The organism is Peribacillus sp. SRI_006, from assembly GCF_057586375.1.
The window spans coordinates 272,460-297,545 of sequence record NZ_JBYCZT010000003.1 but is presented as its reverse complement, the minus strand read 5'-3'; the positions used below and the strand labels follow the sequence as shown (position 1 = coordinate 297,545).

The window sequence follows — 25,086 nt, the reverse complement described above, 5'->3', positions numbered from 1 at the left end:
AAGCTTAAATCCATCAAAAAAACGCCTTCCACTTATGGAAGACGTTAAAGTAAAAGTATTTAACTTTGCTTCAGAAGCCTGCGGTCGATAACAAAATTACCAAATGGAATGAATGAAACGATGAAAATCATCGCCATTTTTAAAAAGGACCATTTTGATATGATGCTCACATAAAGTAATAAAAGCCCAAACACGACAAACAGGAAACCATGGATGCTGCCTAAAATGAGTGTTGCTTCCCCAATATCCAATATGTACTTAATGGGCATACCAATGGCAAGCAATAAAACATATGAGATTCCCTCAATTATTGTAATAAACCGAAACCATCCAATAGCTGTCGAAAACATTCTCTCATCCCCTTATTGTACAAGTATGGCATACAAATCCAGCTTCCTGTCCCAATCCAAAGCCCGTTACTCTATCATATAATATTACGGTGACACCCACTAATAAATAGTACCAGGTTTTCCTAAAAGTAGAACAACAAAAGAAGCCCAATCAAAGGATTGGGCCTGAATTTAAAAAGTGACTCTTTTTCCAATGACCGCCTACCAAGGAGCGGAAGTTAGCACAATAGCTTATTACGTCACATATTGAAATTCCCTATTTTATTTTTTAACCAGGAAGGTTCAATATTTCCTGTCGTAACACCTTTTTTACGTTCACTTCCATATTCCGCTATTTCTTCGAGACGCTTTTGTTCATAAGCTAACTTTTTCTCCGCTTTGGAAAATACATCTTCAATTTTAATCTGTGAAACAACTACTACCCCATCCTCATCTCCTATGACTAAATCACCAGGGTGAACAGTCACACCGCCACATGTGATCGTCGTATTAACTTCTCCCGGTCGCTCTTTACACGGTCCCTTTGGCGTGAATCCCTTTGCAAAAATCGGAAATCCCAATTCACAAAGAGCCTCTTTGTCACGAACAAACCCGTCTATGATAATCCCCTCAAGTCCTACTGCGTGCGCAGCTCCAGCCATTAACTCTCCTAGGTAGGCTTTTTCTTTGTGACCTTTCCCATCCGCAATTAACACATAGCCTTCACTTCCACCATAGATGGCTTGATGAAGAATTAAATTATCTCCCGCCCTCATATCAACTGTCATGGCTGTTGCTATCACTTTCATTCCGGATGACACAGGCTTTATCTTATAATCCATTACACCAGTATTAGAATCATGCAAAGCATCTGCTATAAGGGTCGTATTTAATTTTTTCGCTCTCTCAATGATGGACTTGGATATTAAAGGAGGCTTTGGTTTTAATCTATTCAATTGAAAACACCTCTTTTTATTTTTTATTGATCGTTTCAATTCTGCATGGATAATATGGCTAAATTGATAATGCACCGAAAAGGATAGCTGTAATTATCATAACCAATGCTGTTCCGACAGCGTATTTTAGTGAAAATTTTATATGCTCCCTAAACTCTATGCCGACAAGTCCAATCAATACGTATACCGACCCGACCAATGGACTTAATAAATGTAATGGCTGTCCTAATAGAGAGGCTTGTGCTATCTCCAGTTTATCGATACCGAACCCCGAAGCAGTTTCAGCAATGATTGGAATAATACCGAAATAATAAGGGTCATTTGCCATTACAAACGTAAATGGCATACTGGTCAGTCCCACAATTACAGGCAATTGTGGACCTAGGAAGTCAGGTATGATATGCACTAATGTTGAAGCCATGGCATCAACCATTTCTGTTCCCTCTAAAATCCCTGCGAAAATACCTGCAGCAAAGATCAGGGAAGTGACAGTTAGAATGTTTCCTGCATGCGCTTCGACTCTTCTCTGTTGCTCTTTTAAATTCGGGTAGTTTACAACCATGACTATGACAAATGCAATCATAAATAGAGCGGGTAATGGCAAAATGGCTTTAACTAGGGCAAAAATCAATAATAGTGTAAGAACGATGTTGAACCAATACAACTTAGGCCTTTTTAATGATAGGTCGGAAGTGCCCTCAAATGATACGGCTATTTCATCTTCGGTTTCTGTATAATGACCATATACACCTAATCTTTTCCGTTCTCTTAAACCAAAAAACACGCCTAGTCCAATGATATATAATGCCCCAGCAATTATAGATGGGATAATTGGTCCTAGGAGTTCCATGGCGTCGTATCCAAAGATGGACATTACCCTTGCAGTTGGTCCTCCCCAAGGAAGAACATTCATGATTCCCATCGACATTGCTGGGAGACAAGCCAATATTAACTTGTTCATCCCTAACTTCTCGTATAATGGTAATAATGCTGTCACGACAATAAGATAAGTAATCGTTCCATCCCCGTCCAAGCCTACCAATAAAGACAATACTGCAGTAGTAACGGAAATCTTTAATGGATCCCCTTTTGATATCTTCACCATTCTTGTGACCAAAGGATCAAACATGCCTGCGTCTATTAGTATCCCAAAATATAAAATGGCAAATATCACCATGATTGCAGTTGGTGCTATTGTTTCGATTCCACTCATCATCATAGGTCCTAAATCCGTGAATCCGCCTATCAGAGCAAAAATTACAGGAATGATAATCAGGGCATTAAGGGCACTTAATCTCTTACTCATAATTAAATACATAAAAACAACAATCATCATGAATCCTAAAATGGATAACATATATACCCCCCTTATTTTGTATCCGTTTTCATTCAGAATTACTTTTAAGGGATTCACCTGAATCCCTTTTAGTTATCAACCTAGCTTTTTTTGACCTTTGGGTTTAGAATGCAGCCTGTTGTTCGGCCCTGCCTTTAGAATATAGCTTCCACCATCGTGCCCAATTGTACTTTTGATACTACTGGCGATATCGAGTAATGAGACAAGATTAATGTCAGTCTGAATTCCCATTTCATGAAAGCCATGTACTATATCTTCTGTGGGGATATTTCCAGCAGCATTAGGTGCATAGGGGCATCCACCCAACCCGGTCGTGGAACTATCAAAATCAGTGACCCCTTGCTGCAAGGCAGCTACCGCATTTGCAAATGCCATTCCCCTTGTATTGTGCAAATGTAAAGTGAACTTGAAACTTGGGAATAATCCTCTAATGATCCTTAACATTTCGGATACTTGCTTTGGGTTTCCCATTCCAGCCGTATCTGCCAAAGAAACTTCGTTTACGCCCATAGCCTTGTATCCTTCAAGAATGGATACTATCTTTTCCAGAGGTACCGTCCCTTCAAATGGACAGCCAAATGCTACCGCAATTGAGCCTCCCACTTCTACACCATATTTTCCAGCTAGTTCCACTATTGGCAGGTGATCCATTTGTGCTTCTTTAACTATACAGTTGGAATTGGATAGGCTATGTGAATCTGTTGCCGATAGTAATATCTTTATTTTTTTCATTCCCGCATTAATTGCACGTTCCGCGCCACGCAAGTTTGGAACCAGCGCTCGGAATTTTACTCCATCCAAGTCCTGAACCCCCTTTACCACCTCTTCAGCATCTTTTAATTGAGGTATTGCTCGAGGATGTACAAAAGACGTAACTTCAATGTGTTTGATCCCTGTACTTGCCAGACCACGGATTATGCGAATCTTTTCTTCTGTAGGTATCCATCTATCTTCCATTTGAAAACCATCTCGCGGGAGAACTTCCCATATATTCACTTTATTAGGTACGATCATTTGTTCATTTTTCATGTTAGATGACCCCTTTGGCTTTTAGATTCGTTAATGCCTCTTCAGATAAACCAAGTTCTTCGCCATAAATCTGTTTGTTATGCTCTCCCAGCTCTGGTGCACGATGACGGATACGCCCCGGTGTTTCTGAAAACTTCGGAACAATACCGGGAACTTTAATTTTTCCTAACCGGGGATGATCAACTTCCAAAATATTTTCCCTTGCTTGATAATGAGGGTCTTCAAAAATATCTTTTATGTTCAATATAGGTGAAATGGGAACACCAAACTCATCCATTTTCTTCACAAGTTCTTGTTTATTAAGAGAATTCATAAAGGACATAACAAGTTCTTGAAGTAAGCTATCGTTATTCATTCGTTCTTTATTTGTTAGATAATCAGGATTTTCTATCAAATCCGAACGCCCCATAGCTTGAGCCAGACGTTCCCATGTTTTTTGTGTACTGCATACCATAACAACCCAATGTCCGTCTTTTGTTTGGTAAGTACCGGAAGGACTTGAATGACCATGAAGCATAGGTGCTCTCTCACGTACTTTACCGAGCTGGTCATGTTCAGCAATTAGGAAATCCATCATCCTGAACATTCCTTCATATAGTCCCATCTCAACGATTTGACCTTTGTCTGCGTTAGAAGTTTCACGATGAAAGAGAGCGCTTACAGTTCCAAAAGCAATATAAATGCCTGAAATATAATCGAGTAGTGAAAATGAAGGACTTACTGGGTGGCGGTCTTGAAATCCTTGTAAATAGGTATATCCAGAAAAAGCGGTACTAGGCGTTCCAAACCCTGCCTTTTCTGCATATGGCCCCGTTTGCCCGTAACCCGATTGCCTAGTCATAATGAGACGGGGATTCACTTCCCTCAGCTCTTCATAGCCTAATCCCCATTTTTCCATTGTTCCAGGCCTGAAATTTTCTATCAACACATCTGCGGTGCTAATTAATTTTTTAAATAACTCCCTCCCATCAGTAGTGCGAATATCCAAAGTTATAGACTGCTTATTACGTGCAAGACCCGGCCACCTCAATGGTTCGGAACCCTTCCATGGTCCAAGGCCCCTTAAAGGATCCCCTTTATCCGGAAGTTCCACTTTTAACACTTCAGCTCCCAAGTCCGCTAATAAGGTAGCTGCAAACGGAGCAGCAATCACAGTCGATGCATCGATAACACGAATTCCAGTCAAAGGTCCATTTGTTGGATTATCCATAATTATTTACTTCCTCCTTGAAGTTATGAGTCTGGTATTTTTGCTAAAAAAAATTGAAATGAGAACATTTATATAAATCGCCATACTTTCTTTGTTCCATCTAGTGGAATATAAAATTTCATTAAACGGAACTTTATGAATGAATTATAACAAAGCCACTTTTATCTGTCACTATAAAAGTTGAAAAATTCTGTTTTTTATAATTAAAATAAAAAAAGCACCCAGTAAAAAGGCGCTGTAAAATCTTGTCAAAATGTGGCTATTCTTTTGGGTCATTAAAACTTTCCGAAATCCTTAAAGCATTCATTTTCACTTCATTTTTTATTGAATCCATTAATACTTGAGTAAATCTTGTACTTGGACCAGAAACGCACAGACAAAAATTCACTTCTTGATCCAGCCCGAAAATAGGTGATGCGACTGAATTAACTCCGGCTCCTCTTTCGTCTAAACTGATAGCAATAGATTCTTTTTGAATGATTGGCAATTCGTTTGATAGACTGAATCGTAATGCTTCGGAATCTAGGTTTTTTAGAATTGATTCAACAAACGCCGGAGACTGAAAAGCCAATAATGCTTTCCCGCCTGAACCCTTCTCCAATGGAAGTGCCTCTCCGATACTTACTACATGACGAATAGATTGATTACTGCCGTATCGTGCAATACACCTTCGTTCTTTATTTTCAAGCATATATAAACTCACTGATTCTCCAATTTCATTTCTTAGCTTCTTCATAAACGGTTTTGCAAGTTCCATTATTTCAAAAGAAATGGTATTTTCCGCAATACGACCAAACTGATACATTTTATAGCCAAAATGATACTTTGAATTGGAGAAGTTTTTTTGCAGAAGACCGTTTTGTACTAGTGTTTCTAATAGTCTGGAAGTTGTTGATTTCGCCAAATTTATCTTATTCGAGATTTCCGTTAAGGATAATTCTGACTCTTCTAAAGTGAAACAGTTCATTATATTAATTGACCGTTGAACAGTTCTTGACCCTTTCAATCTTTCATTAGCATCCATTAAATGCTCCCCCTATACAATTATTCACCAACTGATTCCTTGGCCATTTAAATGTACTTCATTAATAAAACGCGTGGTTATTCCAACATCCTAATTATGGTTTTCCTAAGACGCTCAATTCCGAAACCAATTCGCTCCCTCATCCATGTGCACGAAGGGAATATCCGTATCAATTACACCTTTGATTCGTTCTAAATCAACATCTTTCCCTTCGAGCCATTTCGCAAAATCTATGGAAGTTGGCTCTTGGTTCCCTCCCAAGGCAATCCAAGCTTTCATCTCTTTAGGTAAATAAGCGGATGTATGAATCGTTCCCGCCCAGCTGCTGTATAAATCCGAAAAGACACCTTGATTGGTATCATTAAACAACCGATAAGCATCGTAGGCTGAAGAAAGTTTCCCCTCATGATCTTGGATGATCTCCAATCGGCGTTTCGAATCGATAAGATGGTTACGGTTTTCATTTTTCATGATTTCAAAGTGATTGGTACAGGCATTTGACGTGCGCACCTCTACATTTCTTGGGGAGGTCTCCACAATATAGGTACTTCCGCTTTTATCATAGACGACGTAAGTGAAAGAATGACGATGCGGGATTTCCTTCAGCATCGCCACCGCTTCCTGAACGTCCGCACAAGATTCAACAATCAGTCTGCCAATCATGCAGCAGATGAAACCATCACCAGGGTTCTTGCGATTCATGAAGTTATAGCCTATCACCAACCCTTTTTCGTTCATTCCATCCATCCGGCCAGTCCCTCGCTGACTAGGGCCGATACTTGAATACCCTTGATCGGTTGGCTGGAATAAGACATAGCGTCCTTCATAAGTCTTCGGGTGGTAATCATAATTGCGAATGAGATAATCATTGCCTGTCATGATTGAACAGCCCGACCGGACATAATCCAATCGGTATCCACCGAACTCTTGCAGCACGCGGTCCATTGACCATTTCAACGCTTCTTGCAATCCGAGTAATTCTTCCCAAACTCCAGGGGCGAATTGTGTAATGGCTCTCTTGACCTCTTCTTCTTCAACCGTAAACCTCGGCTGCCTGATCTTCCATTGATCTTCACGGTTCTTTACCGTTAGTGAATCTTTTAATTCCTCCCCTTGCATGTATCCAAACTCATAATGTGTACCCCGAAATTGTATGACATCACTATATATTTGCTTCACGGCTTATCCCTCATTTACAGTAGTTGCTATTCAAATTAAGGATACTTGAACTATTGTTGAAAATAAAGAAGATAAGCCTTGAACCTTGAATCATGTCATTAGTTGAGAAGTATTTTCCCGTTATCTTACTATTGATGGAGACACGAATAAAGGCAGTGTAACGGTAAAAAGCATCTTCATAAATTAGGAAAATAAGCGGTTTTTTCGTGCTATATTAGTTATAATTTAAATTTTTGAATTAAAGGAGGGTCTTACTTTGAAGGTACTCATTGGAACAATACTTTTATCAATTAGCCTTTTATTTTGGTCTTTTTCTAATTTTGACAATTACTATCCAACAAGAGAATTTATACTTGTACATATAATAGTTAGTATCGTTGCCATTTTTATATTACTGTCATCATTAATACAATATATTAAAAATCCAAATGAAAAAATATAAAAATTATGCCCCACCTTATACAATTGGGGGATATCTCCCCACCCTGTTTAAACCATCTGAGTATTGCTGTACACTGATAGTCAATTCCTCACAACAAACTTCTTACTTACGGAATAAGCTAAATTTATTTAATTTGTTATAATTTAGCCCCTACTCTAGATGAGTAAGGGCTCAGACTATTGAAAACGTATAAATAAAAAAGGCGAACTTCTCAGTTCACCTTTCAATCTACTTTTTCTTCTTTAATTTCCTACTGACTGTTTTTACGATCTTCACAATAATAAATACCACTACAACAAGAATAATGATATCAATTATACCATTTACTATATTAATACTGTGCAATGTCTTCCACTCCTTAAAATACGTATTTATTAAATGTACCAGTTTTAGTTTTAATAGCAACTTGTACATACGCATCGGTATATGTGTATACGACTGCTAATCCAGTATATTTAACTGTTTTATCCATACTAAATTCTTCTTTGTTAATGAATGATGCTATACACGGTGGATAATTGTTTTCGTGCGCATTGAATAAGTTCCTATTTACTTTAATTTTCTAATTCTATCAACTCTGTGGATAATCTTATTCTCTATCTTGAATCACAACTCTAAAGGAACCAAAAGTTTGTTGACTCTCATAATTATCAGCATTTACTTCATAAGGAAATGGGAAGGCGATGAGTTGGAAATTATTTTCTCCTTCAACGTCGGGTAGATTAAAATCAAAAAGATGTCTAGTTTCTGGTGGAACAGTGGTATATAAGACGTCTGTGTTATCTCTAACTGCCACTTGTTCCCAATCTTTTAAAGCTATGATTGCATATCTGATCTCAGCATTTGTCTCATTTCCGGCAGAGAACTTAAGTTCCTTGCCTTCTTTTTCAGTCATAATTGATTGCAACTTTTCCTGACTATTTGTGATAGATATATTTTCATTGAATCCATCCTTTACAATAGCATCAGGTTTTACTTGCATTACTTTTTTTGCATCTTTCCCGCTGTCAGCTTTGTTGATGGAATACCGCATACTTAAAACTTGTTCTAAAATCCCTGCCCTATTTAGGTCGAGCTCCTTCAATTTATACTCTGGCTTTTGAACGATTACAAAAGTCAATTCACTGGAATCGGAACGAATGGGAACAGAAATTTTGAAGTTTCTGGAGGTGTTAGGTTTCGCATCAAAGAAAAATTTATTTACTTCCTGCCCCTTATTTTCAGCTTTGAAATTTACTTGTTTATAATCTTCAAAAATAAGTAAAGCATACTTTCTGTCCTCATCAATGTCATTGTCTACTGAGGCAACAACTGTCACTTCATTGTTTTTACTATTAAGTGCACTTCCTTCATCGATAAGTTTACCATTCAAATCTTTCAAACCATACCCAACCGAACCATACTCAGCTGCATTCGTTTCTTTGCTTTCTTTTTCAATATCATCATTATTAGACGTGTTTAATCTTAATTCTTTAGGTGGAGATGAAGCATAAAACCAGTAAAAAACCCCAAGCAATATCAAAACAGATAATGCAACTATGTAGTATTTTTTCATAAAACCAATCTTCCCCTAATTAAAAGAGATATGCAATGAGCATATCTCTTCATTATTTTTCTACTACCAATTACCAATAGGCCTTTGTTTGACCATTAACAGTATTACTGTAGTTGATTTTGTTGTCCCAGTTGGCCGGACTGTTGCTGACCTTGTTGGTTCCCCATGTGTTTTCAAACTCTTCAACCTGGTATTCATCAAGGACAGGTTTTTTATTTAAGAAATAATCAACCTCACGTATTTTTTTATTTAGAGCTTTATGTTCTGGCATAATTAATGCTGCTTGCCATTTAACGAGCCCTCGATCACGAATTGTCCCCATCAGAATAAATCCTCCTTTACATCCATTAATTACGAACTAATATTCCTATAAAAGACAGAAAAAAATCACTCCATATACTAGGCTTCATTTACCTATTTATATATAAATATATCAATTGACCTTATACAAATGTGTTTCTTTTCGTACCAATATGAGATTTAATATGGATTATTTCCGACAATTCATTTACTTTTTATAAATAATTTAGGAAAATTATTGTAAAATGTTATTATTCTGGTACAATTATTACGGTTGGAAAATATTACATATGCTCAACTACTCAATTCGAGTAAGGGTAAACAGGGGGAAATGAAGTTGAAAAAATTAGTTACATCAATGGCGTTAGGATTGCTTTTAGCGTTTCCTACAATAAGCCATGCAGAAGAGGCGCCTTCGGCACCAAAACATACCGAAGAAGAAATCCAACAAGGTATTGAAGATATGGAAAATGCCTTTGAACAAAATGAACTAGAAGTGAATCTATCTGATGACGAAGGCGTTGAAAAAGTCGTTACGGATGAAAGTGGACAAGAAATTGGCACAATGGGTATCGAAGTAGTAGACAATAAGGACGACAATTTAATTCCAGATCGTTCTGAACTATTTACTCCTTTTGCAACAACAGTTCCAAAAGGGACAACTAAAACTTTTAAAGTATACTGGTATGCAGCTACTGTGAATTACTGGTACTATAATGATGTAACTGTTGTTAAATCAACTGGTTTGGGGCAAATCAAATCTGTATATGATGAAGATTACCTTGTTATTCCTCCTGGTCATGTATCTAGTGATTCTTTGAAGATCGTTAGAAAAAACGAAACTGCATCTAAGCCAGCAGAATCTAGATACACATTAACTTTTGATGCTCCAATCGGGAAAAAATTGTGGATCAATGGTAAAGTGAAAAACGGAAAGTTTTCTACAGGTTTTAACTAATTTACAAAGGAATGGTATATATGAATAACATCTTATTTCCTGCATTAATTGCCGTAATTCTAGTCGCTGTGGTCATTCTATTGGTTAAGCTTTTAAAAAAAACCAAGTCCTAAAACTAAAGGTTAACCGTTTTAAAAAGAATCAGTTTAAATTGGCTGATTCTTTTTAATATTATAGAGTTCATACCTTTTCATTTTTGTGAGTCTCTCTACTTAAGATAAACTAAATACAATAGAGTTAGTGAGGTTTTATTTAGGTAAACATTAAAAAAATGCCCCTACTCTATTAAAAGTAAGGGCATTTGATTATACAGCAAACAATTTAGTGAAAGTTGCCTTACCGGCCTTGTTATCTGCAGATATCTTTTTAGCTTTCTGGAATTTAGATAATGCTGACTCAGTACCTTTTCCGAATATAGAATCAAGTGAGCCAGGGTTATATCCTTCCAAATAAAGTGCAGCCTGTAGAATCCATGTAAGATTGCCTTTCGCACCTTTTTCTACCGTAAAGATGGCATCCTTAGTTTTCACTCCCCATTTACCATCCACAACAAGCTTTTTATTGAATTGTTTATTGAGTTCCGTTTGTAACGCTTTGATTACTGCAGCTTGAGTTTTAGGGCCATTAAATCCATCCACATTAAGACCAGCTTTATAACGGCTATTTAAGGTTTTTTGAATCGACCTAACCACTTCATCACTACTGTTTGAAGATTCGTCATCCTCTTTTATATCTGGTCGTACAATAACCTCTTTAGCATTTCAAAAATTGATTTTCTGCCCTATTTTTAATTTAGTTGGATCGATACCAGGATTTGCTTTTATTAAATCTTCAACTTGAACCCCACCTGTTCCATCCTTATGTGCAATGCTCCATAAAGTATCGCCTTCTTGGATTGTATAAACATCAGGAGCCAGTTCTGGTTTGGATGGATTTTTTGAACCTTTCCAATCAAAAGCATCTCTACAGTTATACTGACAACATGCTTTCCAACTATAACCTGGCATTTCATTATGGGCTTTATCATACTTACCAAAACCATCTTTAACAAGTGAAGCGTGTAACTCTGCAATACTTGCAAGGGTAGCTTCGTCCATAGTGTCATATCGATAATCGCCAGCAACACAGATTCCAAGCGAGAACTGATTGCTGTTTCCAACATGGTAGGTCCTTTGTCTAATATCATTTGCATATACAATTCTAGCCCTCTTACCATTTGGGGTATTAATGAGATTCTTAGGCTCGATAATAAATGTATATCCACCTCCAGTCCACCCCACGTGTTTACATGGTGATCCGCGAAGCTTTCAGCATTAGATCCACCCAAACTTTTTTGTTAATGAATGATGCCATACCGGTAAGTGATTGTTTTAGTGCGCATTGAATATATGCCTTTTGACTTTGATTTGCCAATTCTATCGATTATTTGTGGAAGATAAAGTTCATTTACTTACTTTATACGGATGATAGCTGATTCAGTAGGATTATCTTATACAACATTCCCCTATTTCAACTAAGTCTTAAGCAAAAGAAAAAATACACCCTGTAATCTCCTCTTAAATTCGATATTCACATCATAAGTTGTAAATAAGATACGCCTTTAAAATTTTTGAAACAACTCACCACCCCATACCTCCTTCATAATCTGTAACTAGGCACATTTATGAGGGGGACGAATCATGGAGATGGAATTAACGGCACTCCATTGGATTTATGTTGTTTTTATTGCATTGATAATCGGGTTTATGGTAAAACGTCGTGATACTACCCTCATCTGCATAATTGGGATTTTCCTTTTGGCTTTAGTGGCTACAGGCAGTTTAGCCTCTTCCATAAGCGGGATATTCAACAGCTTCATTTTCGCAATCACAGAATTAATGTCAACGATTTTAATCATTTCCATCATCGTTGCCATGAGTACGGTTTTGACGAAGTCGGGCATTAATGATGTCATGATTGCACCATTTGCGAAATTCATTAAGAACCCTACACTTGCTTTTTGGGTAATTGGAATCGTCATGATGGTGATATCCTGGTTTTTCTGGCCATCACCTGCCGTTGCCTTACTTGGGGCAGTCCTGCTCCCAGTTGCCTTACGGGCTGGTTTACCTGCACTTGGGGTGGCGATGGCGATGAACCTTTTTGGTCACGGAATCGCATTATCAGGGGATTTCATCATTCAGGCTGCTCCTAAACTAACGGGCGATGCGGCTTCGATACCAGTCGGTGATGTCATCGCTGCGAGCATACCCCTTGTCATTACGATGGGGGTTGTCACCACCCTCTCCGCCTTTATCCTTTTAAAGCGGGATATGAAGCTTGGAAGAATCAAGGCGGATAATGAGGGATTTGTCCAAGATCAAACAATGAGTGAAAATCTGCTTACACTGGGACAAAAGAAATTTTTTGCCATCTTCATTCCGATCGCCTTTCTGTTGGATGTTGTGGCATTGTCGATTTTGAAGTTGCAAGGCGGGGATGCCACGGCGTTGGTTGGCGGTACAGCCGTTTTCATTTTGCTGATTTTATCCCTTGTCGCACATAAGCAGCAAGGGCTTGAAAAATCAACGGGCTATTTGATTCAGGGTTTTCAATTTGGCTTCAAAGTATTCGGACCCGTCATTCCGATCGCCGCATTCTTTTATTTAGGTGATTCTGGATTCAATCAGATCATCGGTGACTACTTACCGAAAACATCCCTCGGCATCGTCAATGACCTCGGTGCCGCATTGGCCGCCTCCGTTCCTTTAACGAAAGAAATAGCCGCCGTCACATTAACCGGCATCGGTGCCATCACCGGCTTGGATGGATCGGGCTTCTCAGGCATTTCTTTAGCGGGCTCTGTCGCTAAACTCTTTGGCACGGCAATCGGAGGAGGAACCGCCACCTTGACTGCACTCGGGCAAATAACAGCGATTTGGGTTGGCGGAGGTACCCTCATTCCATGGGCACTGATTCCGGCAGCTGCCATATGTAATGTCAGTCCCTTTGAACTTGCCCGCCGGAATCTGCTTCCGGTAACCATTGGTTTAGCAGTGACTACAATAGTAGCAATGTTTCTCATTTAATCGAATTGCGCCGATTTGTTTGGACTCCTAAAAGGAGGTTCGATTGTTTTTTACTTTTTTATAAGGATGGACCCATCATTGATTGAAGAAATTAGCGACATTCCTGCCGAATAACTGGCTAGCCGGGACCCCACAGGCGCTTCCGTCGAGGAAGCTTAGCAGACAGTCGGCCGTGGGAGTGGATTTCTGAAAATAACTGGAGCTTTATAAATTTGTCTACAGTAAAAAGGACTGAAATAAATCAGTCCTTTTTTAGATGAAGATTGGGTTTCATGGTATCCAAGCGGATACTTACATTAGAGCAGGTTTTGGTGCAAGGCAGTCAGTCCGCTCTCTTAAATCAAGACTCCACAACGACTATTGAGTACATACTCTTGAATGATTTTTAAAACGATATCCTGGTTTTGCTTTATATAGAAATGATCACCCTTTAATATATGCAAGCCTTCAATATGTTCAATGTATTCATTCCAGCTTTCGATACTTTCCTTCGTCACGGTATCATTCGATCCCAATAGCAAAACGGCTTTGTTTCCCACCTTTTTATCGCGTTTTTTTTCATGGTGATAGTTGGATAATACATTCAAGTCGGACTGGATTATCGGAAGGAATATATTCATGAAATCTTCCGTTTCCAGGAGTTCCTTGTTTGTTCCCCCGATTTTTTCAAGCGATTGTTTTAAATGTTTTGTATTAGAGCAATCGATTTGGTCTACTTTATATTCTGGGGATGACTTACTTGAAATGAATAAATGTTCAACTTTATTATCATCTCTTTCTTCTAATTTTGCCGCAATTTCATAGGCTACGATCGCACCCATGCTATGTCCAAACAAAGAGATGTTTTCCAGTGAATTCATTTGATGTTTCGTTTCCATTTCCTTCAATAATATATCCGTCAAATCCGTCATATGTTCACATAATGGTTCACTATATTTACTGCCATGTCCAGGGTATTCCAGCGGAATAACCTCTATCACGTCATCCTCAAATTTCCATTCTCTATAAAAAGATGCACTTCCCCCAGCATAAGGGAAACAAAAAAGTGTTTTCTTCAGTCCTTCCATCCCCCTTCTCTTACAATCCATTATTTCAACATGTACTTCATAAAGCTTTCAACATACCTTGAATCGATTTCCGGCATTTTCATTGATAGCAGTTCCATTTCCTTCTTGGTTTTTCCTTGCAGGATTTCCGACTCTTTTAATTTTGTTGATTCATCTATTAACTGGGACAAAGCACTTAATGAATGAATCTCGTTAGATTGTGTCTTTTCTTTTAAAGATTGTAACCACTCTTCCAAATCCATATTGGAGTAAGGTATTTCATTTTTTTCGAAGAAGGAGGTCACGAATTCACTTGAAACTCTCTGATCATTGAACATATGATAGATTCCGAGCTTCTGATTCTCTTTCAATCTTGATATTTTGTAAATAAACTCACTTACAAAATCGACTGGCATCAATTCGAAATGAATTTCCTCTTTAAATGGCAATATCCTTTGTTCAATAAATGATTCAAAAACCTTGTACAACATATCCTTCTCGTTCCAAACCCCATTTGAATTAGATGAAATCCTGCCTAATCGGAAAATATCGATTGTCAGTCCAAGTTCCCTTGCTTGAAGAAGCAATTTCTCGGCAACCCATTTGGACTGGCTGTATCCGATCATTAAATCGGGGGAATAAACCAATTCGTCTTCCTCGTCCCATTTCCTTTCTCCGGTCAAGACAGAAAGCGTTGATGCATAATAAATGTTTTTACGATTGCATGATGAAGCAAACTTAATGACTTCCACTACACCATCCACATTCGATATTTTTGATTTGCTATACGGCTCGAAGAAATTCGTTTCAGCACCGACATGATACACGTGAGAGACATCATTGCTTAATTTCTCATATGTCACATCATCCAGACCGAAATGATGTTTACTAAGATCCCCTTCAATTACAACGATTCTACTTACGAATTCATCCTGCCAAAGACCATATTTCATTAAAGTATCTTTCAATCTATTTCTTGAAGGAAATCTAACCAAACAATAGATTTTGACATCTTCCAATTCCAGTAATAATTTGTTTAATAGGTGTGCTCCCAAAAAACCTGTTCCACCTGTAATCATCATATTTTTTTCAATTTGAACGGGTTTAGCGGATATTTCCCTTATTTTCTCCATCAATTCTCGATCGAGCACGGAATCCTTCTCCATCACTGCTTCCATGCTGCAAGAATAGTCGACTTCAAGTGCCTCAACAAATTTATTCACTGTATTATTTTCCAATAAGATTTGTAAAGTGGCTTCAGGAAGTACAGTTTCCTTCATTACATAGACCAGTTTGGTAGCTAAAATGGAATGGCCTCCATGTTCAAAGAAGTTGTCGTCCAATCCTAGACTTTGATTTCCCAATACATTTCTCCAAATCTCCAATACTTCTTTTTTCTTTCCAGTTTCTTGATTGGCTAAGGAAGTTTTATTTTGCACGATCTCCATTTCCAATAATTTCTCTTTATCGACTTTACCGTTGGCATTAAGCGGGAAATCATCCACCCTGACAAAAAAGTGGGGAATCATATATTTCGGCAATTCATTGTTCAGATAATCTTTAATATCCTTTTCAGCGTTTTCCGCTTTTTCATCTTCATGTTTGTAATAAGCGATCACATAATTTTCATCATTGATGTTTTTAACAGCAACGACTGAACTTTCAATCTTCATGTATTGATCAAGCTTGTCTTGAATTTCATTCAGTTCAATTCTAAAACCGCGAATTTTCACTTGACTGTCTTTCCGACCTTTATACAGGATCTCACCATTTTGTAACCGGATGCCATGATCACCTGTTTTATACCACTTCATCTGATTCAAATCATCCTTGATCAACGCTTGTTCCGTTAATTGCGGCTGATTTAAATAGCCTCTCATGACCCCTTGACCGCCAATGTAGATTTCGCCTATTTCCCCATTTGCTACCTCGACTAGTCCTTCAGATAGAATCTTGATTTCTACATTGCTCAATGGTTTTCCAATGGGAATAACATCTGCATCTTTGTCTTCGACCTCATGACAAATGGCAAAAGTTGTGCATTCAGTTGGTCCATACCCATTAATCAAGGAGAAGTGACCGATTGTTTGCTTCAATCTTCTCACATGGGAAACCGAGATTTTATCTCCGCCAACCACAATTTTCTTTAATCCTTCAAAAATTAGTGGATCCTCATCTACCATTGCATTGAAAAGACCTGTCGTAAAAAAGGCTACATCCACCTTTCCAATGGATATCGCTTCTTTCCAATCATCAAAAGAAGTGAACTCATTCGGCATCAGGAATAAAGTCGCTCCATTCAATAAAGCTCCCCATATCTCAAAGGTTGCGGCATCAAAGCATGGGTTGGAAAATTGGGCCACTCTATTATTTTCATTAATTTCTAGTATTTCAGAGTTCAGTACTAAATTGACTACACTTTTATGCTCTATCATTACACCTTTTGGCTTTCCAGTCGTTCCTGATGTATAGATGACGTATGCAAGACCATTCTCCGAGGAACGGTTAACGGGGATATGGCAGTCCCTGCTTAGTTCATTCATCTCAAATAGAATTGGTTCAATATCCAATTCCCGGAGCTTCCCTTCTTGACCATTAAACGATAAGAAGAACTTCATATCCGTATCTGCAAGCATATATTCCAATCTTTTTAATGGGTAATTTTCGTCGATTGGAACATAGCAACAGCCTGACTTTATTATGGCAAGCATCCCTATGATCAGTTCAATGGACCTTTTGCTTGGAATACCGATCATTGTTTCTTCTTGAATCCCCAGATCTATGATCCTTTTGGCTAGCTTATCTGAAAGCATGTCTAGTTCTTTATAAGTAATTTGACGTTCATTTTCGCAAAGTGCCGCTTTTGATTGATTATCTTCCGCGATTTTTTTAAAAGCTTCAGTTATTAACATCAATTTATTCGTCGTCATCGATTTACTTATCATCGGGCCCCAACTTTCAAGTGATTTATTAATTTTCCAATAGGTGGCAGTGTTTCATTTTCTGTTAGTTTTAAGAATATTTCCTGCATGGAATCCATAAAATGCAAAATTTCATTTTCGGCAAATTTACTGTCTTTATAAATGATTTTATAATGCAGCTTGGATTGCATTACAGCCGCACAGAACGTAAGATCAAAATTGGTCGATTCACTTCCGACTGAATTTTCGATCATGATTCGCGAATCCTCTGCCGATTCTGTGCTCGGATAATTTTCGAATACAAATATATGTTGGAACAATTCCTTATCCCATGGAATTTCAGCGTATCGCTTTATATCCGTAAGTGAACTGAACTCATACTCTCTCATTTGTAATTGCTTGTTTTGAATCGCAGTAAGATAGGATTGCAAATCATCTTCCCAATCGATTTTCAACGAGAATGGCAGAGTATTGATCAATAAGCCTACAGCTTTTTCAATATGCGGAATGCTGAGGTTCCTTCCTGAGCTTGTCACCCCATAGCATACTGAGTCGCTCTCACTTAGGCACGATAGAACGATGCTCCAAACTCCTTGAACAACGGTATTGATCGTCTTTCTATGCCGCTTGGATAATTCTATTAATCTTTCGGTAAGCTCTTCAGGCAGGCTATATTCAATAACTTTATCCGCTGTAAAAGCTTCCTTATCCGTTTTCTTACCTACTAGTGCATTTACTTGTTCGAAATCCTTCAATTCTTCATTCCAAAAAGCTGCTTCATCCTGTTTATTCATATTCCTGACATGATTCATGACTTGCTTATAGGCAATCTTATGTTCATCACTGTCTTTTACCATATTGGATGGGTTTCGATAATTATCCAAGAAATGATTAATGACGATTTGCAGGCTCCAGCCATCCATTAAAGCATGATGATGTGTCCATATGAATCTATAGCGATGATCCGATAGCTGGATCAAGGTGATGTTCATGAGCGGACCATTCTCTAAATCCATTTGTCTGTTTTTGCTATGCTCTAAAAGATTTTCTATCTTGGATGCCGTTTCGTCCTCACTAAACATCGTTAGATCCACATGATTAAACACATAATAAATGTCATTTAGGATGATTTGGTAACGGTCCCCCAATTGATTGCGCCTGAAAACGGATCTAAGAACGTCGTATTTTCTACAGGTTTCATTCCATGCTTCTTCCAATTTGTCCAAGTCCAGATCACCTATTAAATCAATGGATAGCTGTGAAATATATTCAGGACTTTGAGTTACTTCACTATGGAATAACATCCCTTCTTGAAGTGATGTCACTGGGTAAATCTCTTCAATGTTATTAAACTTATTAATGAAATGGGTAATCGTACTTCCATCGACTATCTTCTCAGCTTGAAAGTCCGTTTCGACAATGGAGTCATTCAAATCTGCGCTTCCACTTAAAATATTGTTTAAGTGTACTTCAACTTCTTTACATATCATTTGGTAGTTTTCATTGTTGCTATCGCCAATAATATTCAGCATGAGCCTATTGTTTACGATGCTGGCGACAAAATTGAGCTTATATGGAAATGTATAGTTCAAATCGATATTGCTGCTATTGGTTTGTTCCATATCACCAGTGTTATTAAATTGACCTAGATAGTTGTAACTCACAAGGCTGTCTGGATAGTTATGATTCCGAGTGGAAATATACTTTAGGATGCCAAAGTCAAACCCTTTGTTTGGCACACTTCTTAATCTGTTTTTTGTATTTCTCAAGGTTGAGCCCAAAGACGGCATTCCTTTAATCCTTACTGGATAAATGGAGGTGAACCACCCTACTGTCCTTGATAGATCAATATCATCTTCAATATCCTCTCTGCCATGACCTTCTAAATCGAGCCAAAATTCATCAATTCCCATTATTTTGGAAATTGAATGGGCAATAACGGATAATAAAACCTCATCAATCGTCGTTTTATGTTTTCTTAAAGTGTTTTTAATGAGGTTTTGTGTTTGGTCCTCATCCACTTGTATTTTGTACATGTTTTCAAAATCACATGTTTCTCCTAAGCTATGCGTCAGCGGAGAAACTGGAATATTCATTTCCTTTTCCCAATATTGAACGGCATCTTCCGGGAGGCCAGTGTTCTGATACTCGTTCAGTTTCTCGGACCATTGTTTATAAGAAGTCGTTTTTAAAGGCAGTGATGGTTCTTGTCCATTCTTTATCTGTTGATAGCATCTTTCGAAATGATCAAGAAGTATCCTCCACGAAACACCATCAACCACAAGGTGATGAATCACCCAAAAAATCCTTTCCTCCTTTTGATCCCTGAATAGAAGGAACTTCATCATGGGGCCGTTGTGTATGTTTAAACTTTGTTGGGCGTTTTCTTCCAGCTCCTTAATTACTTTCAGACTATTTTCATCTGTAAAACTGGAAACATGATACTCATGAAAACCGCATGCCGTATCAGCATTTGATATATTGCCAATATAAGAATCACCATGTTTTTCAAATAATGTCCTTAATATGTCGTGCTGATCAATTAATTTCATGATGATTTGTTTATATTGTTCGGTCGCCAATGCGTGATCCTTCACCAAAACGACTGACTGATTCCAATGATGGATATTGTCATGATTTTCATTAAAAAACCAAGATTGAATAGGCGTCAACGGAATATAACCTGATATTTTTTCTTGGACCACTTGTTTTTGTTCCAGCTCATTTACAATATTCCCTAGCTCACGGACCGTTTGGTATTCAAATAAATCTTTAGGCGTTATAAATAGATCTTTTTCTTTTGCAGCCGAGCATATTTGAATGCTGATGATTGAATCACCGCCACATTCAAAGAAGTTATCTTCCGGTCCTATAGCGGGATCGTTTAATACATCTCTCCATATTGTCAGAAGCTCTGTTTCAGTTTTGGACAGCTCTTGCACATCCGGCACTTTATTCTTCCTCTCATCCAACTGTTCCTTCCATTTCGGCAGGGATTTCCGATCAACTTTCCCATTCGGCGTCAAAGGGAATTTATCCAGTTGCATAAAATGAGCAGGAATCATGAAAGCAGGCAGTGTTTCTTTCAGTCTTCTTCTGATTGAATCCACCGAAACCTCAACATTCACCGTATAATAAGCAATTAGCCTTTTATTCTCAAATCCATCTTCCATTGCCGTTACATAACTATCTTTGATTTCTGCTAGTTTTCGTAATGAAACATTAACCTCCGATAGTTCAACACGGTATCCTCTTATTTTCACTTGGTCGTCCGCTCTGCCTATATAAACTAATTCCCCAGCTTTATTATGCTTAACTAAATCCCCGGTTCTGTATACTTTTTCAGCAGGGTTGAATGGATTGGATATGAATCTTTCATTTGTCAGGCTCTCATTATTCAGATATCCCCTCGCTAACCCAATTCCTCCGACATAAAGTTCACCAACCGCTCCTGCCGGCACTAGTTTCCGGTTTTCATCCAACACAAGTGCAACTGTGTTAGTCAGTGGCTTCCCAATTGAAACAACGAATTCATCTGTTGCATCCTCATTGGGGGGAAACATTTTAAAACTTGTACACACCGAATATTCAGTAGGCCCGTAGCCATTGAAAAACGATATATGCATAAACTTCGAAACGAGCTCGACTGGACATTCAGAACCTGCAGATCCCAACACTTTAATCGTGCTCAATTCATTGATTGGCAGTTCCTTCAACACAGCAGGCGGTAAAATGATATGAGAAATTCCTTCGCGCTTAATTTGTTCAACAAGTTTATTCATGTCAAATTGATTTTCTTTATCTACGCTTATATGCAGCTCCGCACCGAACAATAGTGTGCTGAAAATCTCTATGACGGATGAATCAAAATTAAACGTAGCGAATTGCAGCACTTTAGCTGATGTATCTAAACACATCATTTTATTTTGGTTATGAACCAAGTTAATGATTCCTCTATGTTCCAACATGACTCCTTTTGGCCTGCCTGTCGTTCCAGAGGTATAAATGACATATGCTAAGTCCCGCTGATCTGCAATGTGAAGATTCTCTGTCATTGACAAATCCGATTCATTTTCAATATTTTCAAAATATATTATTTTGGATGGGTCAATCAAACCACTCTTTCCGAGTTCTTTGTGACTCAAGCAATAGGAAATGGACGAATCTTCAACCATGTAGCTTAATCGTTCATTAGGATAATGAGGATCCAATGGAACATACGCAGCACCTGCTTTAATTACTGCCAACATCCCCGTCACCATATCAATTGATCGATTCACATAAATTCCGACTCTTTCTTCTTTAGAAATCCCTTTGCTTAGTAAATAGTGTGAAAGCCGATTGCTCTTATCATTCAATTCGCGATATGTAATGGTTTTGGAACCATCAACAATGGCTACCTTATCAGGAAATCGCTCAACAATTTTATGGAAGGCTTGTGGGATTGTGTCATTGATTCCCTCAAAGTGAATGGTTTCTCCCTGCCATTCTTCCAATAATACTTTCTCCTGCTTCTTACTCACGACAGATACCTTCTCAATGGATTGTTCAGGCAGATAAGTAATCTTCCTGATCCACTCCAGGAAATTTTCAGCTAATGATTGAATGGTTTGTTCATTGAAGATCCCTGAATTATACTCAAAGGCGAATAATAGCTTATCTTCATATTCTTCTGCAGCTAAACTCATATCGAATTTTGCTGTCTTTGATTTTAATACTTCAGGCGTTATCTTTATGTATTCACTTTCCAATCCTGCTTTGGCATTATTTTGTAAAATGAAGACGGTTTGAAATAAAGAAGTGCTTGCTAAATTTCTTTCAGGGTTAATGACTTCAACGATCTTCTCCAATGTCATTTGCTGATGATCATAGATGTCGATGATATGGCCTGTATTTCTTTGCAGTATCTCTTCAAATGTTTCCTCATGTCCCAGCTTTAATCTAAAGGGCAGTGTATTGACAAAATAACCTATCGACTTTTCTGTCCCTTCAATCATTCTATTCGCCAAAGGACTTCCAACGATGATATCATTCTGACCTGTATATTTTGCTAGAAAAGACTGATACATCGTTAGCAGTGTCATGAATAATGTCGAGTTTTTTTCCAGGGACATCCGCTTTAACCCCTGGAGCTCTTCCCTCGTTAATTCCACTATAAAACTACTGCCATCGTTGCGATTTTCTTTTGTACGAACCGTATCTAAAGGAAGCTCCAATTTAGGTAATTCCCCAGATAAGTTTGTTTCCCAAAATTGCGATTCTTCTTTCATGTTATTTTCCAGCCAGTTTTTCTGCTCTAATGCAAAATCCTTATATTGTTTAAAGTCATTTCCAAGGATAAGTTCCTTTTCATTTACTTCACTGTCATAAAACGATAACCATTCATCTAAAAATATACTCACTGACCATCCGTCAAAAACGAAATGGTGAAGATTCACAAATAAAACAAAATCCTTTTCACTCAATTTAACAAGTTTCACTGTCAGGAGAGGACCTTTTTCAATTTCAAAGATTTCCGATTGGACATCGTCTTCAATTTGCAGCATACGAGTCTTTTGCTGTTCGGGCTTTAACGCAGAGAGATCGATTTCATCTATTTTAATGTACAAATCTTCCCTGATTTCCTGATAGCCTTTACCGCCTTTTTCACGGACGGTCGTCCTCAAAATCTCATGTCTAGTAACGACATGATTTAAGGCTTTTTCCAGCATTGAAGTATCCACTGTTCCCGTAATTTTATATTTCTGAGGGATATTATAATTGGCTGTCTTACCGTTGAGTTTTTCGTTGAACCATAAAGCCTCTTGGTTACTGGATAAAACATGACTTTCTTGTTGCGCTTCTATGTGCTCCTTGTCATGATCTGAAATTTCATTAATGATGAAGTCCGTCAACGAATCGATTGTTGAATTTTGAAAAATATTTTTCAAAGTTAGAATTTGATTGTATTCTTTGTTTAATTTGGTCAATAACTTCATGGCTAAAATCGAGTGTCCGCCCATTTCAAAAAAATCGGCATCTTTATCGATTTGACTTGTTGATAAGACTTCCAAAAATGTCTTTTCCACGAAAGATGAAACGACCTGCGTTTCATTTCTTGGAGGTGTACTCATTTCCGGAAAGATCTTATGATTTAGCATTCTCAAGGTAGGATTTTCAAACAAATCAGCTAATTTCATATTCGCATCAAATCTTTTATTTATTTTAGACACCATTTTCATGGCTGTTATCGAATGCCCGCCCAATTGAAAGAAATCAGAATCACCATTAATATCGCTGTTCAAGAAAAACTCTTGCCAAATTTCTTTAAGTCCTTGATTAACGTATGTGGATGTCATCGAATGGGCATCCGTTGCTTGATCGTCTTTACTCACATTATTTTTTAGTTTTGAAAAGTCAATATCCACATATATTTCATCAATTTGCTGAGCTTCAGTAATTTGATGGGCAATCTGCATGAAGGCTGATTGGATATCATATACTAGTGAACGCTGTAAGAAGCAGGTATTAAAGTACAATTTGCATGTAATCGTTTCTTTATTATCCTGGGCTTGTAACGATAACGGAAAGCTATGTGACTCTTTTCCGCCTTCGACCTCCCAGTCAATGCTAAAGCCTTCATCTTTCGCTTCCGGATAATTTTCATAAACAAATAAAGTTTCAAAAATCGGATCTTCCTTCTTTAATTTCGTATGCCGTTTGATATCCACTAAAGAAATTTGGGAGTAATCCAGCATATTGTTCAATGTTTCCTGGAATCGTTTCAGTAAATCGGTAACGCTGTCTGTATCGTTTATTTCAGCTATCATAGGAATCGTATTAATGAGCATCCCAACGATTTCTTCCGATTTGAATAAGTTATTCGACCTGCCAGAGCTAACGATTCCAAAGACGATTCGATTTTGATTGGACATTTCCTTTAGGACGATTGACCAAATTAATTGCAGTAATACATTAAGCGTTACATGGTTTTTAGCGGCAAACTCTCTTAAAAGCTTACTTTGTGTTTTATCCAGCTCCCAGAAGAGATCATTGTCCTGGTGGTTATCCTTCACATGTTTCAAGACGGGAAATGTGATCGTCGGCTGCTCAATATCCTTTGCAAGCTCTTTCCAAAAACGATTTATATCTTCCGCATCTGTTTTATTCATATACCGGATAAAATCTCCATATTGCTTTGGTTTTTCAATAAGTCCTTTGGAGTCTTTTCCTACAATTCGGCTGTAAATAACAAAGAGTTCATCGATGACTATGCTGGTACTCCAGCCATCCAAAATTATATGGTGATGAGTCCAAATCAAGATAAACTGATTTTCTTCAATTTTCACTAATTGGAGTTTCATCAAATTGGAGTTATTAACATCCATCTCCTGGGATTCGGAAGTCACTCTTTTAATTTCCATTATTTGTTCATGCTCACTCAACTCTGTCATATCGATCATTTCTGGTTGATATTCCATTGTATTGAAGACAACCTGAACATTATTTTCAATATTTTTAGAGATGACCTTCATTCTTAATGCTTCATGTCGTTCTACAACCTGACTCCACGCCTCGAACAATGCATCTACTTCAAGAGCGCCCGTTATCCTGATTCGCATTTGAGAAATGTAAAGGTTCTCTGTTGAATTGTTCATTTCCAGTTCATAAAGGATTCCTTCTTGAAGCGGAGTTAATGAGTAGATATTCTGAATAGATTTCTCCAATTTTGC

The 25,086-nt window shown here is 37.8% G+C and carries 16 protein-coding genes; 2 read left to right on the top strand and 14 right to left on the bottom strand.

Annotation, left to right across the window (positions count from 1 at the left end; translation table 11 throughout):
• Positions 1 to 59 precede the first annotated feature (59 nt).
• The 9 genes from AC2YHV_RS05610 to AC2YHV_RS05570 all read right to left on the bottom strand — a co-directional run bounded on the left by AC2YHV_RS05610 (position 60) and on the right by AC2YHV_RS05570 (position 9,403).
• Entirely contained in the window at positions 60 to 350 is a 291-nt protein-coding gene (locus AC2YHV_RS05610; protein WP_034305497.1) for a DUF3817 domain-containing protein, read from the bottom strand.
• Between the two features lie 239 nt (positions 351 to 589).
• Positions 590 to 1,285, bottom strand: coding sequence for an RraA family protein (locus tag AC2YHV_RS05605; RefSeq protein WP_487372776.1), 696 nt, complete (start codon positions 1,283 to 1,285; stop codon positions 590 to 592).
• 58 nt (positions 1,286 to 1,343) lie between these two features.
• Positions 1,344 to 2,642 (bottom strand): CitMHS family transporter, encoded by a 1,299-nt coding sequence (locus AC2YHV_RS05600; protein WP_106027985.1) that lies wholly within the window; start codon positions 2,640 to 2,642, stop codon positions 1,344 to 1,346.
• Positions 2,643 to 2,717: 75 nt separating this feature from the next.
• Positions 2,718 to 3,671 (bottom strand): hydroxymethylglutaryl-CoA lyase, encoded by a 954-nt coding sequence (locus AC2YHV_RS05595; RefSeq protein ID WP_106027984.1) that lies wholly within the window; start codon positions 3,669 to 3,671, stop codon positions 2,718 to 2,720.
• 1 nt (position 3,672) lies between these two features.
• Positions 3,673 to 4,881, bottom strand: coding sequence for a CaiB/BaiF CoA transferase family protein (locus AC2YHV_RS05590; protein ID WP_106027983.1), 1,209 nt, complete (start codon positions 4,879 to 4,881; stop codon positions 3,673 to 3,675).
• Between the two features lie 259 nt (positions 4,882 to 5,140).
• Positions 5,141 to 5,905, bottom strand: a complete 765-nt coding sequence (locus AC2YHV_RS05585; protein ID WP_487372775.1) for an IclR family transcriptional regulator — start codon at positions 5,903 to 5,905, stop codon at positions 5,141 to 5,143.
• Between the two features lie 114 nt (positions 5,906 to 6,019).
• Positions 6,020 to 7,084 carry a C45 family autoproteolytic acyltransferase/hydrolase gene (locus AC2YHV_RS05580; RefSeq protein WP_487372774.1) on the bottom strand — a complete coding sequence of 355 codons (1,065 nt, stop codon included), beginning with the start codon at positions 7,082 to 7,084 and terminating at the stop codon, positions 6,020 to 6,022.
• A 1,031-nt stretch (positions 7,085 to 8,115) separates the two neighbouring features.
• Positions 8,116 to 9,081 carry a hypothetical protein gene (locus AC2YHV_RS05575; RefSeq protein WP_487372773.1) on the bottom strand — a complete coding sequence of 322 codons (966 nt, stop codon included), beginning with the start codon at positions 9,079 to 9,081 and terminating at the stop codon, positions 8,116 to 8,118.
• 70 nt (positions 9,082 to 9,151) lie between these two features.
• Positions 9,152 to 9,403 carry a YolD-like family protein gene (locus AC2YHV_RS05570; RefSeq protein WP_487372772.1) on the bottom strand — a complete coding sequence of 84 codons (252 nt, stop codon included), beginning with the start codon at positions 9,401 to 9,403 and terminating at the stop codon, positions 9,152 to 9,154.
• A 315-nt stretch (positions 9,404 to 9,718) separates the two neighbouring features.
• Here AC2YHV_RS05570 and AC2YHV_RS05565 point away from each other — a divergent pair, with 315 nt between their 5' ends.
• Complete coding sequence (locus AC2YHV_RS05565; protein ID WP_487372771.1) at positions 9,719 to 10,339, top strand: hypothetical protein; 621 nt, start codon at positions 9,719 to 9,721, stop codon at positions 10,337 to 10,339.
• 305 nt (positions 10,340 to 10,644) lie between these two features.
• Here the strand turns inward: AC2YHV_RS05565 and AC2YHV_RS05560 are convergent, their stop codons facing one another.
• Both AC2YHV_RS05560 and AC2YHV_RS05555 read right to left on the bottom strand, forming a co-directional pair.
• A complete protein-coding gene (locus AC2YHV_RS05560; protein ID WP_487372770.1) occupies positions 10,645 to 11,031 on the bottom strand; it encodes a peptidoglycan-binding domain-containing protein in 387 nt (128 codons plus the stop codon).
• A 69-nt stretch (positions 11,032 to 11,100) separates the two neighbouring features.
• Positions 11,101 to 11,619: a LysM peptidoglycan-binding domain-containing protein gene (locus AC2YHV_RS05555; protein ID WP_487372769.1), complete on the bottom strand. Its 519-nt coding sequence runs from the start codon at positions 11,617 to 11,619 to the stop codon at positions 11,101 to 11,103.
• Positions 11,620 to 12,018: 399 nt separating this feature from the next.
• On the opposite strand from AC2YHV_RS05555, the gene AC2YHV_RS05550 reads away from it, so the two are divergent.
• Positions 12,019 to 13,407, top strand: coding sequence for a hypothetical protein (locus AC2YHV_RS05550; RefSeq protein ID WP_487372768.1), 1,389 nt, complete (start codon positions 12,019 to 12,021; stop codon positions 13,405 to 13,407).
• 335 nt (positions 13,408 to 13,742) lie between these two features.
• On the opposite strand, the gene AC2YHV_RS05545 is transcribed toward AC2YHV_RS05550, so the two are convergent.
• The 3 genes from AC2YHV_RS05545 to AC2YHV_RS05535 are packed head-to-tail and all read right to left on the bottom strand — an operon-like array spanning position 13,743 to position 25,080.
• Positions 13,743 to 14,474 carry a thioesterase II family protein gene (locus AC2YHV_RS05545; protein WP_369316014.1) on the bottom strand — a complete coding sequence of 244 codons (732 nt, stop codon included), beginning with the start codon at positions 14,472 to 14,474 and terminating at the stop codon, positions 13,743 to 13,745.
• A 20-nt stretch (positions 14,475 to 14,494) separates the two neighbouring features.
• The gene (locus AC2YHV_RS05540; RefSeq protein WP_487372767.1) at positions 14,495 to 17,398 is read right to left on the bottom strand and encodes a non-ribosomal peptide synthetase; all 2,904 of its coding nucleotides are present in this window, start codon (positions 17,396 to 17,398) and stop codon (positions 14,495 to 14,497) included.
• Positions 17,395 to 25,080 carry an amino acid adenylation domain-containing protein gene (locus AC2YHV_RS05535; protein WP_487372766.1) on the bottom strand — a complete coding sequence of 2,562 codons (7,686 nt, stop codon included), beginning with the start codon at positions 25,078 to 25,080 and terminating at the stop codon, positions 17,395 to 17,397. The genes AC2YHV_RS05540 and AC2YHV_RS05535 overlap by 4 nt, the downstream gene beginning before the upstream one ends.
• Positions 25,081 to 25,086 lie beyond the last annotated feature (6 nt).

Bases quoted from the DNA above. Each gene is read 5' to 3' on its own strand.
- AC2YHV_RS05590 (WP_106027983.1), bottom strand. From the start codon at position 4,881: ATGGATAATCCAACAAATGGACCTTTGACTGGAATTCGTGTTATCGAT.
- AC2YHV_RS05600 (WP_106027985.1), bottom strand. From the start codon at position 2,642: ATGTTATCCATTTTAGGATTCATGATGATTGTTGTTTTTATGTATTTA.
- AC2YHV_RS05550 (WP_487372768.1), top strand. From the start codon at position 12,019: ATGGAGATGGAATTAACGGCACTCCATTGGATTTATGTTGTTTTTATT.
- AC2YHV_RS05575 (WP_487372773.1), bottom strand. From the start codon at position 9,081: ATGAAAAAATACTACATAGTTGCATTATCTGTTTTGATATTGCTTGGG.
- AC2YHV_RS05585 (WP_487372775.1), bottom strand. From the start codon at position 5,905: ATGGATGCTAATGAAAGATTGAAAGGGTCAAGAACTGTTCAACGGTCA.
- AC2YHV_RS05610 (WP_034305497.1), bottom strand. From the start codon at position 350: ATGTTTTCGACAGCTATTGGATGGTTTCGGTTTATTACAATAATTGAG.
- AC2YHV_RS05545 (WP_369316014.1), bottom strand. From the start codon at position 14,474: ATGGAAGGACTGAAGAAAACACTTTTTTGTTTCCCTTATGCTGGGGGA.
- AC2YHV_RS05570 (WP_487372772.1), bottom strand. From the start codon at position 9,403: ATGGGGACAATTCGTGATCGAGGGCTCGTTAAATGGCAAGCAGCATTA.
- AC2YHV_RS05595 (WP_106027984.1), bottom strand. From the start codon at position 3,671: ATGAAAAATGAACAAATGATCGTACCTAATAAAGTGAATATATGGGAA.
- AC2YHV_RS05540 (WP_487372767.1), bottom strand. From the start codon at position 17,398: ATGATAAGTAAATCGATGACGACGAATAAATTGATGTTAATAACTGAA.